The following is a 12,697-nucleotide window of genomic DNA, read 5'->3' as shown; positions in this document are numbered from 1 at the left end:
CTCTTATAATTCACCGGCCAAAACTAAACCCGTTGCAAGTCCCAGTGCGACCTCAAGTGTGCCGAATAACAGGGAGTTAATACTTCAAATTCAGCGACATCTCAATTTACTTGGTTACGCAGTGGGTAAAGTGGATGGTGTTGTGGGGACAAAAACAACACAAGCAATCAAAGGGTTTCAGACAAGCATTGGGGAGGAGGCAAACGGCTTGCCTTCGCATTGGCTACTTGAAAGACTTAAACGAGCAGCAAAGGGTTAACAAGGCCAACTCTTGCCCCGTAGTTTTTATGGGGCAGGGAGTTAATTAAACTCCCTAGCACTACTGGTTTTCGTTTGGCTCCACTGTATTGCATTGAATTTACAGTTAATTTGTTTATAAATTGTATGTAATCTGTGTTGTTTTTGATGATTTCTTATGCAATAGTTTGGCCCGATAGCCTGAATTTCCTATCCAGCTTCCCGCCCAATAAGGGATGAATCTCTAACTTGTTTTTATGGAACCACTTATGAAATCATTTGTTCTTTCTGTTGCGTTACTTTTCGCCTTTAATTCAGTTCCCGCAAAAGCACAAAGCACCGATGCTGAGCTTGTTCAGCAAGTGATCCAGTCGGCTTACATCGATGGATTTGCGAATCTGGTTGATATCTCTGCCATGGAGAGAGGCTTTCATCCATCATTTGAAGTGTTGCGGTTAAAGGACGGCAATGTCGAAAAAACACCTATTGCTCACTGGATTGCCGGCGCGAAAAAGCGCGTTGAAAACGCGGCCGGAGCAGCGCCACAAATCATTTATACCGGAAAATATTTGCAGCTTGATGTCACAGGTTCTGTTGCAGTGTCCAAACTGGAAGTGTACAAGTCAGACAAACTGGCTTACACGGATTATCTGAGTTTGTACAAGTTTGATGAAGGCTGGCGCATCGTTTCAAAAGTGAGCCACAGTCACTAATTTTTGTGCCGTTTACCTATTCTCAGACAACTCAGGGGCTGGGCATGGATCTTGCCCCTGAGTTTCGTGGGGTTTAAGCTGTAAGACAATCGACGTAAAGCTTAAATACCTGAGAAAGCCCAGCTTTGTGGCCTGGGTTAACCGATATAAATAGTAACTAGAGCATATAAACGGAATTAAAAAATGTTAAATAGCATCATCAAATCTGGCTTCGTTGTTTTCATGTCCATTAGTTTTGGGATCAATGCTTCACCCCGTATTCTCAGTATGGAAAAAGATGGTGCTGTAGGTAAATATTACCCAGCCTCGTCCCCTGAAAAACGGGTTGGTGTTTTGGTGCTCGGAGGCTCTGAAGGTGGACAGCCGGAACTACTTGCCAAAGCAGTAGTTGAAGCAGGGCATCCCACATTAGCTTTAGCCTATTTTAATGCACAAGCTTTACCAGCGGAGCTGGAGCGGATCCCTTTAGAATATTTTGATCAGGCCAAAACATGGCTGCAACAGCAGCAAAACGTGAAATCAGATGAGCTGATCGTCGTAGGCTGGTCAAAAGGCGCTGAGTTGGCTTTGTTACTGGCCTCTAAAGATAAACAAATCTCACGGGTTGTGGCTATAGCACCAAGCTCTGTGGTTTGGGCTGGTATATTAAAAGACTGGACCAAAGTGCCGGCATCAAGCTGGACATATCAAGGACAAGAGTTAGCTCATGTTCCCTTTAAACCGTCCGGGCCGGTAAACAGCTTGTTGGATCTGTATAAGCAGTCATTAGCGAACAGGGTGGATCAAAGCAAAGCCACTATCCAGGTTGAAACTATCAGCGCCAGGGTAGTGCTGATGACAGGCGAGAAAGATGAAATATGGCCATCGCCACAAATGGCTGAAGATATATGCAGCAGAATGAATCTAAAGCAGCACGATAGCTGTGAACACCTGAACTACGATGGTTTGGATCATTTACTGAATAATCGATTTCTGGATAAAAATGATGTCTTAAATCAAACCTTTACCACTAAGTTGAATGGTGAATAGCAAACAAAGGCAACCAAAGCTTACGGCGCAGCTGTTTTGAGAATCATAAATGAAGTGAATATTCGCATATTACGTGAGGAAGCTCTCTTAATCAGACTTAAGATAGAGTTAATTTCAAATAGTGATTCACTCTTTTTCAATCCTGATTTTCCCGTCAATGCCTGCAAACATGCTTCTCAATTGTACTGCTACCATATGAGGCTTAAAGGTTATGTTAAACCAATGAGCCTTGTTTTCGGTATTTCGAGAATGCGAGGTGGTGAAGTTGGGCATTGGTGGGTTGAAAGTGAAGGCGTCTTAATTGACCTAACGGCTGACCAATTTAACGTTATTAGTGATAACGAGCTTAGTTATAAAATTAAGGCAAAACGTCAATATCTTCCCGTTTACTGTTGCTTGACAGAAAAGGCTCCTCATTCTAGGGTCTTCAACTTAGTACCGAAAGAGCGGTGGACGTGGAATATTAACGAAATTAATGAAACATATGTCGAAGATTTAGAGCTCTTATATGGTCGCCTGAATCTGTAAAAAAAGAACCTGTAGGGTCAGAATCAAAACGTCATCATTACACAACGATATTTAGGCATTATCGAAGAAACCAAAGCTGCATCATTAAAGTTACTTTATTGTTAATAAATCCCTGCATCTGGTTGCCGTTTTTCTATACTTACAGCAGTTTTTGTTAAAGCTGTAGGGGGCTTAGCATGGAAAACACCATAGAACTGATACATTTAATACTTATCGGCTTATGTCTTTATCTCTTGTCCACACATTTGGAATACAAAAAACAGCTGTTTATGCTGCAGGCCAAGCTGGATATGTTGTTAAAACACCAGGGGCTGGTTTTTGACTGGTTAGAACAATTGCCGACTGAAGTGCGGCAACAGCTGTTGCAACTGAAAGAAAAAGACGGTATTCGGCTGATAAGGCAAGAGACAGGCTTAGGTTTGATGGATGCCAAAGTTTTGCTGGATGACTATAAACAAAAACATGCAGCCAATTCATAGCTGCATGGTGGTGGTTTGGTCAAGTGGTCGCGCAGACCTTTCGTGCTATTCGCTGCACTCTAGCTGAGCTTGCTGCTGACAACGCGCTTCGGCTTCAGCTAAGGTGGTACCGCCCATACAAAAATCCAGTCTCATAATTTTTTCTTCGGCACTGTCTGGTTTTCCTGTTGTATTGTGCCACTGCCATTTTTTGATCACCTTGGTGGCACCTCTGGCTACGCCTTTTGCCGGAACCGAGCTCATCAGTTCAACACTTTCGGTTTCACCTTCTTTATCAATAATGACCTTAAATACACCACAACCCGCGACACCTTTTCTTGCCATATCTACAGGATAAAGAGGGGGAACCGGATTAACTCTGGTCCACAAGGCTTCATGCTGCAGTGGTTTTAACTCAGTTAAAATGGTGTAGCCATAGCTCATTGGTGCAGCACTTACTGCAGTGCTTAGGGTAATGGATAACAGGGCGAAGCTAAGAGTATGTAGTTTCATAAACAGTCCTTGAGTACCAGAGTTGCCATAAAGGGCCTCTTTGGGGTTCCTATAATTTATCTTGTTGAATAAACTAAAGAATAATTAACTTTGCGTCAACATAATTCCCTGGACACAGCCAGCTGTTTATTCACAAAGCCGGTAACCCACACCAGCTTCTGTTTTCAGGTGTTTGGGTGCTGAAGGCGTGTCTTCCAGTTTTTGTCGTAGCTGCGCCATATGCACACGAATGTATTCGGGCCTGTCCTGATAATGTTCACCCCATACCTGCTGCAAAATCTGGTTATGGGTTAACGCAGAACCTAAATGGCGCACCAGCAACAGTAAGATATCGTATTCGGTTTTGGTCAGATGCACGGGTTCACCTGCTTTGGTCACCAGGCGCTGCACCGGGTCTAACTTGATGTTGGCAAAAGCTAATGGACTGGCGGTTTTTTGTTGTTGTCGCAAAGTGGCTCTGATCCTTGCTAAAAGCTCAGCAGAGCTAAAAGGTTTGGTCACATAGTCATTGGCGCCACTATCCAGCGCCTGAACTTTATCCAATTCTTTACCCCGGGCTGAAATCACAATAACAGGCACTTCAGACCAGGAGCGCAGCTGCTGCAGCCATTGAATGCCGTCCATATCAGCTAAACCTAAATCCAGCAAAATCAAATCAAAACTATGCTCTTTGAGTAGAGCAAAGCCTTGTTTACCCTGCGCATGGATCAAACTCTGATAGCCCTGACTATCCAGCAGGGTTTGTAAGAAACTTTGTAAGCCTGTGTCGTCTTCCAGCACCAGCAAACGTACAGGCTGCGTTTTTTCAGTACCGTTATTCATAGTGGCCACTCCAATACAGCCGTTATATGGCGTGAGTTGTGCTGCAATTCAAAACTACCCTGATGCAAACCAGCAACAGCCCGACAAATATTAACCCCCAAGCCATGGCCTTTATCCCGCTGCGACTGTGCTTGCTCATTCAGGGCATTGGTCAGCCGGATATAAAACTGCGAACCGTTGCGTCCCATCTGTAACTCAAAAGGGGCTGCACCATGATACAAAGCATTTTCCAGCATATTCGCCAGCGCAATTTCCAGTAACTCCAAATCACCGTGCAAAGAGGCTGCTGCGCTGCAGCGCAAAGACGCGCTTACTTGTGTGGCTTTATCGCCTCGTCTGGCCAAAGCGCCAGCCACCAGATCGTCTGAACTAAAATTCGTAAGCTGAATATGATGCCCTGTCAGTTGGGCTTTGCTCAGCTCCAGCACTTTCTCAAAATGCTGATTTAAGATCTGGCTTTGCTGGTAAATATTCAGCGCCTGCTGTTGACGTTGCTCTGTACTGAACTGCAATTCTGGATCGGCCAGCATGCTGGATGATCCCATAATAGTGGCCAGTGGCGTACGCAAGTCGTGCGACAGGGAACGTAACAGCATGGTTTTTTGTTGCTCCAACTGGGCTTTTACTCTGTCTTGTTGAGCTTTTTCACTGAGTTCCAGCCGGGCGTAACTTTGGGCCAATAATGACTGGGCTGTATGCAATAAAGTGGGATGGCTGCTCAGAGAAGAAGGTGGCACAACAATCCAGGCAGTGGCAGGAGAGCCAACAGGTAAAACCGAATGATCGGCTGTGGATTTGGGCTGCTCCGCAGTAATCACCTGAACAGAAGCACCTAAGCGGCGGCTTAATAACTTGGCGGTGTAGTCACATTGTTGTTGCCAGTTCTGCCGCTGGCCTAAACCTTTGGCCAGCATATACATGCCACGGGTTTGTGACATGGCATACCGTAAACGTTTTAACTGTTGTTTTGATTGATCAGACAGCAGGCTGATTAATAAACCCAATACCACCATCACCACAAAGCTGATAAAAAAACTGGCATCGTGTACATCAAAAGTATAATAGGGCGGTACAAAGCACCAGTTCAGCAATAAAACAGATACCAGCGTTGTGATCGCTGCCCAGCGCCAGCCATAGTGCTGCGCCTGCCATGCTACCCAGAGCAATTGCAGCATGGCAACGTCTGTTGGGCTTATCCAGCTGCGTAGCGGTAAACAGAGCAGCACGATCAGCAGCGGGGCTAACAAAGTGCCGGCAAGCTCGGACAGATAAGCAAATGAAAAACGCAGTGCTTTTGCCATATCAATAGCGCCAGTAAGAAGGGGTAAATAAAATCAGTAAGGTCAGAATTTCCAGTCGTCCCATCAGCATACCTAAACTCAGCCACCATTTCGCAGCATCGGGTAAAGTCGCAAAGTTACCGGCAGGACCAATAATACTGCCAAGGCCTGGCCCTACGTTCGCTACTGCAGTTGCAGCACCAGTGATTGCTGTGACTAAATCCAGTTCGCAGAAGGATAACGCCATGGCAATAAAGGCTATGGTAGCAAAATAAATAAAACAAAAGGCCAGCACATTGCCCAGTAGTTGATCATCTACTTTTTTTCCGCCGTAACTCTGGCTCCAGACTGCTTTCGGATGCACCAATAATTTTAACTGTTTCACCAGCAACATTGCTGCGAGCTGCATACGGAATATTTTTAAACCACCTGAAGTGGAACCAGAACAGGCGCCAGCAAAGGTCAGGTAAAAAAACAGCATAATGGCCATATTTCCCCACAAGGTATAGTCTTCTGAGGCATAACCACAAGTGGTAATAATAGAGACTACATTAAACAGGCTGTGGGTGAGGGCATCAAATACAGCTCTGTCATTATGCACCACCTGATAGGCCGTCAGCAGCAAGCTGCAAAATGCCACTATGGCTAAAAACGCCCGCACTTGTGGGTCTCGCCACAAGGAGCTTTTGTCGCCTTTGGCAAAACTTACAAAAAGTACAAAAGGCATAGCGGCCAGCATCATAAAAAAACTACTTAACCAATAAATTTGTGGCAGATCCTTAAACTGACCAAAAGACGCATCGTAGTTGGCAAAACCACCAGTGGCCACTGTGGTCATGGCATGAGTAACGGCATCAAAGCCGTTCATGCCGGCCAGATAATAGGACACCATAGCGCATAAAGTTAATACCAGATACACAGAACCAATAGCGGCGGACAGGGTAGAGCTGCGGGGCAAAATTTTGTCTGAGGTGTCGGAGTTTTCAGTTTTGAATAGCCGCATACCGCCAATTTTTAGCGCAGGCAAAATGGCGATGGCCATTACGATAATACCTATGCCACCTATCCAGTTCAGTACGGCGCGCCAGAACAAGATACCTTTTGGCATGGTATCTAATCCGGCAAGTACTGTAGAACCTGTGGTTGTGACAGCAGATACAGTCTCAAATACGGCATTGGAGATACTGATGTCCGGCACTATCAACCACAGCGGAATAGCCGAAAACACACACAAAGACAACCAGCTTAACGTGGTGAGTAAAAACAACTGACGATGCTTAATATCTTTTGCTTCTCGGCCTTTGTACACCAGGCTATACCCCACAGAAGCAGTAAAAAGTGCCGAGCCAAGAAAAACCCAAAAGCTGCTTTCGTTATAAAGAATAGAAACTGCCATAGCCACCAGTTTGACGGCCGACAACAGCAACAATAAATGCCCAAGCACCCGGTACATCAAATAACGACTTGAGCTTTTTACTGCAGAACCCAACACCAAAGTGGCGGCCATAAAATTTTATCCGGCGTGAAACAACAACCGGATTTTATAGCTTTGGGTTAAGGCGGGTTATAAAGATTGTATAAGGATTTACTGCAGGGGCAGGTCTTGCACCGGCCGGCAGGTTGTTATAACTGCCCCTTTAAATAACTCACCACACTACGCGCCAGCGGGCTATGTTCGTAGCCGCCTTCAAGCATTGAAACAAGACGACCTTCAGAGTAACGATCCGCCAGTTGCTTCAGTTGCTGGCCTAACCATAAATAATCCAGCTCGGTCAGTTTCATTTGGCCCATATCATCTTCCATATGAGCATCAAAACCAGCTGAAACCAATATCAGTTCAGGCTGAAATTCATGCATCAGCGGCAGCCACTCATCGGTAAATCGTTGTTGATACAAAGCTCCGCTGGTGCCTGCAGCTAATGGCATTTTGACAATAGAGGGTGAATGACTGATGGGGTCTGTGTATGGATAAAATGGATGCTGAAAAGAGGAGAAAAACTTCACTCTGGGATCCAATTGGAAAATATCTTCAGTGCCATTGCCATGGTGCACATCAAAATCCACAATCAGCACACGCTGCACCCCATAGTGCTGCATGGCATAAGCAGCAGCTATGGCGATGTTATTAAAAATACAAAAACCTTTGGCGGCTTTGTATTCAGCATGATGGCCAGGCGGGCGTATCAAACAAAAGGCCTGCGTATCCTGGTGTTGCATCACCAAGTCCACTGCATTAATGCCGGAACCTGCTGAATACAAAGCAGCGTTTAGCGATTTAGCATTGGCCTGGGTATCGTCATCCAGCCAGATATGGCCGGTATCAGGTATCACATCAAATACATGATCCACATAAGCCGGGCAATGCGCTAAACACAACTGCTCGCGACTGGCCGGGCTGGCGTCACGTTGTTGCACTACAAATTCAAGACCCGAACTTAACAGTTGGTCCTGCACTGCATGAATACGGGATGCGGCTTCCGGATGATCATGCCCTATATCGTAGGACAAACAGCGACCATGACTGTATATCACTAAACTCATTTACTGCTTCTCTGGTTCAGCCGCTTTTAACAGCAGCTCTAAATACACTTCATCCGGATCGCCACTGGCGATGCGTTTAAATCCGGCCTTTTCAAACACTTTCTGCATCGGTTTATTGTCGGATCGCACATAAGCCAGCATGCGATTGAGTTCGCGCATACAGGCAATTTTGATCATTTCTTCCAGCAGACGTTTGGCCATGCCTTTACCGTGTTGCCGCTCGCGGGTAACAAAAGCCACTTCAGCGCTGTTATCGGTTTCGTTCAGGTAATAACGTCCTACCGCCTGAATTTCCATCACTGAGCCGCGTTGCCTGACAATACAAAGCGCCAAATCACGGGATTGATCGACACTCACCAAAGTGCAGGACTTTTCTCTGCTCATTTGTTTAGGATGATGGTTGTAGCGTAGCAGCAGAGTTTCTTTGGTATGAGAGTAAAAAAACTCCTGCAAACGGCGCTCATCTGCCGGGTTTAATGCCCTTAAGTCATATTGCTCGCCAGCTATGGTTAAGGTTTTTACACCCACTTTACCCAGCTCTATCACATCTTTTGGGTAATCTTTTTGATAATGCGGCACCCAATAACGGGTGCGGACTTCATCCAGCAGCTGTTTACGAAATTTGGGATGCGCCACCCGAATAAGTTCCAGTGCACGTTCACGGATACTTTTGCCACGCAAAGAGGCGACACCAAATTCTGTCACTACATAATGCACATGACCGCGGGACGTGACTACGCCGCCCCCTTCTGTGATAGTTGCAACAATACGGGACACAGTGCCGTTTTTGGCGGTTGAGGGCAGGGCAATAATAGGTTTTCCGCCTTTACTCATCGAAGCGCCCCGGCTGAAATCCACCTGGCCACCAATACCACTGTAAAACTTATGACCTATGGAATCCGATACCACCTGACCTGTTAAATCCACTTCTATAGCGCTGTTAATCGCAATCATGGCATCGTTACGGGCGATATTAGTCGGCGAATTGACGTATTCGCTGGGGTAAAACTCAACATGAGGATTACCATCAACAAAATCGTATAAGCTTTTGCTGCCCATACAAAAACTGGTGACAGTTTTTCCAGGGTGAAAGGTTTTTCTTCTGTTGTTAATCACGCCTGTGGTAATGAGTTCCATCACACCATCTGAGATCACTTCAGAGTGCACGCCTAAATCTTTGTGATTGCCCAAATAACGTAAAACAGCCTCCGGAATTTTGCCTATGCCCAATTGCAAGGTTGCGCCGTCTTCAATCAGCATCGACACATACTGACCAATACGTTCAGTCACTTCATCCAGAACTGGCGGTGGCAGTTCTGGCAGCTCTTCTTCCTGCTCAATAAAAGCGTGGATTTGGCTTTGGTGAATAAAGGTATAACCATTGGTGCGGGGCATTTTAGGGTTAATTTGGGCTATGACTTTTTTCGCTGAGCGTATTGCTGCTGAGACTGCATCAACAGACACACCTAAGGAGCAATAACCAAAAGCATCAGGGGGGCTCAGCATCACTAAAGCAGCATCTAAAGGCAGAATTTCTTCCTTAAAAAGCGCAGGTACTTCAGATAAAAAACAAGGGGTATAGTCGGCGCGGCCTTCAGCTACAGCATCCCGCACCTTATCACCTGCAATAAACAAGGCATTGATTTTAAATAAATCGCTGTAACGTTGCTCTGCCCAGCAGTTATCCGCCAGCACCATCAGTTGTACCAGCTCTATATCATGCAGGTTTTTACTGCGCGCCATTAAATCGGCCAGCAAAGCCTGAGGGGCTGCTGCGTGGGAGCCAATAAAAATACGGTTGCCGGATTGCAGTAATGCGCTCCAGTCCAGCGATTTCGCCGGCGATTTATCTGATGTTTTGGCCATACCGCATCCTTTTTCTTTACCTTGTCAGAATAAAACGGTTTTGTCAGTGCGACCTAAGTCGATATAAACAAAAGGTAGGGGCTGTGGTTTATCCCCGCCCGCCTAAAATTACAATCCAGTATTCACTGTCGGAGAAATTTCTTCCCTGATCTGGCGCAACTCATCCTGCATTATTAGCCAAAATTCTTCATCCAGACACTGCGCCACATTGAGTCTGGTGTAATGGTCGGCATCGGGCAGGGTGCTGAACTGTGAGCCAGGCGCTAATACCACCTGACGTTGTTGCAAACGTTCGGACAATACACTGCTGCTGACGCCTTCTGGCAATTTTACCCAGCATAAAAAACCGGCCGAAGGTTCTGCCCATAACTGGCAATCCAGTTGCTTTAGCTTGGCAAATACCAGGTTACGGGCCTGCTGCAGTCGCCGCTTAAGCTGTTCAATATGACGACGATAACCGCCACCTGTTAATAACAGATAGACCAAGCGCTCCATGGTGTTGGACGTTGAAATACCACTAATGAGCTTTAAGTCGGTCAGGGCCGCAATAGTGGCTGGAGCTGCCGCAATAAAACCTACCCGTAAATCTGCCGACAGCGTTTTGGACATACTGCCTAAGTAAATGGTTTCAAAGCCATTTTGTGATTGAAAACCAGACATCGAAGCGTAACGCGATACCGGCTGGCTTTCAAAATCAGCGTAAATATCGTCTTCAATCAACAAGCACTGATGCTGCTGTAACAGCTGCAATACCGCAAAAGCCCGTGCCGGATGGATACTTAAACACACAGGGTTCGACAGCACCGAATTGGTTAAATAGGCTTTGGGTTGATACTGCTGCACCAGTTGCTGCACCACAGCTAAATCCGGCCCTTCTTTGGTGCGTGGCACCACAAGCAACTGCACCTGATGCAATCGCAGTAAAGCGAAGAAGTTATAAAAACCGGGATCGTCGACCATCACCCAATCTCCGGGTTTCAAATGCAAACGAAACACTAAATCCAGTGCATGAGAGGCGCTGTAAGTCAGCAGAATGTGCGCGGGTTCTGCAACCACAGAAAGCTGCGATAAACGCTGAGATAAAAACTGCCGCAAGGGGAAATAGCCCTGAGCAGGGCCATAATCGGTCAGAGACTGAGGCTGACGGGCTAAATCCCGCATGGCCTGGCGTATTTCCTGATCCGGTAACCAGTCAGGGGCTAACCAGCCTGCCGAAGCTTTGATCCAATGAGGCTCACGCAGCAGCGTTTGACGCATTAAAGCCACGTCCTGCTGCCTGCTGCTTTGACTGGCGCTGGCTTCCAGTTGCTGTTGCTGCTCCGTTAAACGGCTGACATAAACGCCACTACCGGGCTGGGAGCGGACAAAACCAGCGGCAGAGAGTTTTTCGTAGAGTTCTGCCACCGTAAATTTACTGATCTCTAAATGTGCCGCCAATAGCCGGATAGAAGGCAGGCGGGCGCCCGCATTCCAACGGCCGGATTGAATGGCCTGTTGTGCCTGCAGATACAGCTGACTGCTGAAACTCTCTTTGCTGGCTTTATCCAGTTGCCACTGCGTCAATGTAATTGTCATGGAATTTCCACCTGTACAGTCCAGTAAAACTTAGCGCCAACTGTCCTGATTGTCATGGTTGATTGCTTTATATACTAACGGAAGTTCGTCGACTGTCCAGCCACTTTTGGGAGCATCTTTATGTCTGCAGTTTCTGTGTCACCACAAAACCCTGTGGCTTTGTCGTTTTGGCAAAAACCATTGGTGCAAGGACTTTGGTTTGGCAGCTTAGGCATGTTGATGTTCTCTGCCGGATTACCTGCAACCCGAATGGCGGTGCTTGATATGCCGCCGGTATTTGTTGGCGCGGGCAGGGCTTTAATAGCGGCACTACTGGCATTGATACTGCTGCTTATTACACGACAAAAATTACCCACGGCACAACAGTGGCAGGGTTTGGCGTTAGTAGCTTTGGGGTCAGTATTTGCTTATCCGGTGTTATCTGCTTTGGCCTTGCAGCAGGTGGGAGCCAGTCACGGCATTCTGGTGACCAGTGTAATGCCACTTTTTACCGCCTTTTTTGGCGCTTATTTAACTAAACAATGGCCACGCTTTGGCTTTTGGCTTTTTGCACTGCTGGGGGCAGCTTGTGTTGCGCTTTATGCGTTAAAACACAGCGTTGGTCCTTTTCAGCTCGCTGATGGTTATCTGGTGTTAGCGAGTTTTTTATGCGGTTTTAGTTATGCCAAAGGGGCTATTTTATCCAAAGAGCTGGGCAGCTGGCAGGTGATCTGCTGGGCGCTGGTGATGTCTATCCCAGTGCTCTTGCCCTGGGTTTGGGCTTATCAGCCGGATTATGCTGCTGTGTCGTTGCAATCCTGGCTGGCGCTGGGTTATTTATCTGTCTTTACCATGTTTATCGGCTTTTTCTGCTGGTACAAAGGTTTGGCTATAGGCGGCATAGCTAAAGTCAGTCAATTACAGCTGTTATCGCCTTTTAGCGGACTGGCTTTGTGTGCTTTGTTGCTTGGCGAACCTTTGCAATGGATCCACTGGATATTGGCGTTGGCTGTGGTTGGCTGCATCGCTTTAGGGCGGCGCTTTAGCTAACTCTTGCCTGATCAGTACTAAAAGGTTCATAAAACACAGAGATACTTTGAGTTTAGCGCCGAAAAAGCGTATAGTGGCGCGCTATTTTTGGGGCTGTGCTGATGGG

At 46.6% G+C, this 12,697-nt stretch carries 13 protein-coding genes; 6 read left to right on the top strand and 7 right to left on the bottom strand.

Features of this window, described 5'->3' with window-relative positions:
• The 5 genes from RHEIN_RS10990 to RHEIN_RS10970 form a co-directional block, all read left to right on the top strand.
• Positions 1–259 (top strand): peptidoglycan-binding domain-containing protein (locus RHEIN_RS10990; RefSeq protein ID WP_040555011.1); only part of this gene is annotated, 259 nt, incomplete at its 5' end.
• A gap of 247 nt (positions 260–506) precedes the next feature.
• The gene (locus tag RHEIN_RS10985) at positions 507–950 is read left to right on the top strand and encodes a nuclear transport factor 2 family protein (RefSeq protein ID WP_008899044.1); all 444 of its coding nucleotides are present in this window, start codon (positions 507–509) and stop codon (positions 948–950) included.
• A 222-nt stretch (positions 951–1,172) separates the two neighbouring features.
• The gene (locus RHEIN_RS10980) at positions 1,173–1,979 is read left to right on the top strand and encodes an acyl-CoA thioester hydrolase/BAAT C-terminal domain-containing protein (protein WP_202797814.1); all 807 of its coding nucleotides are present in this window, start codon (positions 1,173–1,175) and stop codon (positions 1,977–1,979) included.
• Between the two features lie 54 nt (positions 1,980–2,033).
• Positions 2,034–2,507, top strand: a complete 474-nt coding sequence (locus tag RHEIN_RS10975; RefSeq protein ID WP_202797813.1) for a hypothetical protein — start codon at positions 2,034–2,036, stop codon at positions 2,505–2,507.
• Positions 2,508–2,683: 176 nt separating this feature from the next.
• The gene (locus RHEIN_RS10970; protein WP_008899041.1) at positions 2,684–2,986 is read left to right on the top strand and encodes a hypothetical protein; all 303 of its coding nucleotides are present in this window, start codon (positions 2,684–2,686) and stop codon (positions 2,984–2,986) included.
• Between the two features lie 45 nt (positions 2,987–3,031).
• Here the strand turns inward: RHEIN_RS10970 and RHEIN_RS10965 are convergent, their stop codons facing one another.
• The 7 genes from RHEIN_RS10965 to RHEIN_RS10935 form a co-directional block, all read right to left on the bottom strand.
• Positions 3,032–3,478 (bottom strand): energy transducer TonB, encoded by a 447-nt coding sequence (locus tag RHEIN_RS10965; protein ID WP_008899040.1) that lies wholly within the window; start codon positions 3,476–3,478, stop codon positions 3,032–3,034.
• A 126-nt stretch (positions 3,479–3,604) separates the two neighbouring features.
• A complete protein-coding gene (locus RHEIN_RS10960) occupies positions 3,605–4,300 on the bottom strand; it encodes a response regulator transcription factor (protein WP_008899039.1) in 696 nt (231 codons plus the stop codon).
• Positions 4,297–5,601, bottom strand: a complete 1,305-nt coding sequence (locus RHEIN_RS10955; protein ID WP_008899038.1) for a sensor histidine kinase — start codon at positions 5,599–5,601, stop codon at positions 4,297–4,299. Before RHEIN_RS10955 ends, RHEIN_RS10960 begins: the two co-directional genes overlap by 4 nt.
• A gap of 1 nt (position 5,602) precedes the next feature.
• Positions 5,603–7,087 carry a TrkH family potassium uptake protein gene (locus tag RHEIN_RS10950; RefSeq protein ID WP_008899037.1) on the bottom strand — a complete coding sequence of 495 codons (1,485 nt, stop codon included), beginning with the start codon at positions 7,085–7,087 and terminating at the stop codon, positions 5,603–5,605.
• A 116-nt stretch (positions 7,088–7,203) separates the two neighbouring features.
• On the bottom strand, positions 7,204–8,121 hold the full coding sequence (locus RHEIN_RS10945; protein ID WP_008899036.1) for a histone deacetylase family protein: 918 nt from the start codon (positions 8,119–8,121) through the stop codon (positions 7,204–7,206).
• Positions 8,122–9,987, bottom strand: a complete 1,866-nt coding sequence (locus RHEIN_RS10940) for a GNAT family N-acetyltransferase (protein ID WP_008899035.1) — start codon at positions 9,985–9,987, stop codon at positions 8,122–8,124.
• A gap of 108 nt (positions 9,988–10,095) precedes the next feature.
• Positions 10,096–11,562 carry an aminotransferase-like domain-containing protein gene (locus tag RHEIN_RS10935; RefSeq protein ID WP_008899034.1) on the bottom strand — a complete coding sequence of 489 codons (1,467 nt, stop codon included), beginning with the start codon at positions 11,560–11,562 and terminating at the stop codon, positions 10,096–10,098.
• Between the two features lie 120 nt (positions 11,563–11,682).
• Between RHEIN_RS10935 and RHEIN_RS10930 the strand changes: the two genes are divergently transcribed.
• Positions 11,683–12,591, top strand: a complete 909-nt coding sequence (locus tag RHEIN_RS10930; protein ID WP_008899033.1) for a DMT family transporter — start codon at positions 11,683–11,685, stop codon at positions 12,589–12,591.
• Positions 12,592–12,697: the final 106 nt, after the last annotated feature.

Origin of the sequence: Rheinheimera sp. A13L, assembly GCF_000217935.1 — a bacterium.
GTDB lineage: Bacteria > Pseudomonadota > Gammaproteobacteria > Enterobacterales > Alteromonadaceae > Pararheinheimera.
This window is presented reverse-complemented; position numbering and strand designations above follow the sequence as displayed.

What these genes read in the sequence shown, in the direction of transcription:
- RHEIN_RS10935 (WP_008899034.1), bottom strand. Translation starts at nt 11,562, where the DNA reads ATGACAATTACATTGACGCAGTGGCAACTGGATAAAGCCAGCAAAGAG.
- RHEIN_RS10950 (WP_008899037.1), bottom strand. Translation starts at nt 7,087, where the DNA reads ATGGCCGCCACTTTGGTGTTGGGTTCTGCAGTAAAAAGCTCAAGTCGT.
- RHEIN_RS10970 (WP_008899041.1), top strand. Translation starts at nt 2,684, where the DNA reads ATGGAAAACACCATAGAACTGATACATTTAATACTTATCGGCTTATGT.
- RHEIN_RS10960 (WP_008899039.1), bottom strand. Translation starts at nt 4,300, where the DNA reads ATGAATAACGGTACTGAAAAAACGCAGCCTGTACGTTTGCTGGTGCTG.
- RHEIN_RS10955 (WP_008899038.1), bottom strand. Translation starts at nt 5,601, where the DNA reads ATGGCAAAAGCACTGCGTTTTTCATTTGCTTATCTGTCCGAGCTTGCC.
- RHEIN_RS10940 (WP_008899035.1), bottom strand. Translation starts at nt 9,987, where the DNA reads ATGGCCAAAACATCAGATAAATCGCCGGCGAAATCGCTGGACTGGAGC.
- RHEIN_RS10985 (WP_008899044.1), top strand. Translation starts at nt 507, where the DNA reads ATGAAATCATTTGTTCTTTCTGTTGCGTTACTTTTCGCCTTTAATTCA.
- RHEIN_RS10945 (WP_008899036.1), bottom strand. Translation starts at nt 8,121, where the DNA reads ATGAGTTTAGTGATATACAGTCATGGTCGCTGTTTGTCCTACGATATA.
- RHEIN_RS10980 (WP_202797814.1), top strand. Translation starts at nt 1,173, where the DNA reads ATGTCCATTAGTTTTGGGATCAATGCTTCACCCCGTATTCTCAGTATG.
- RHEIN_RS10930 (WP_008899033.1), top strand. Translation starts at nt 11,683, where the DNA reads ATGTCTGCAGTTTCTGTGTCACCACAAAACCCTGTGGCTTTGTCGTTT.
- RHEIN_RS10965 (WP_008899040.1), bottom strand. Translation starts at nt 3,478, where the DNA reads ATGAAACTACATACTCTTAGCTTCGCCCTGTTATCCATTACCCTAAGC.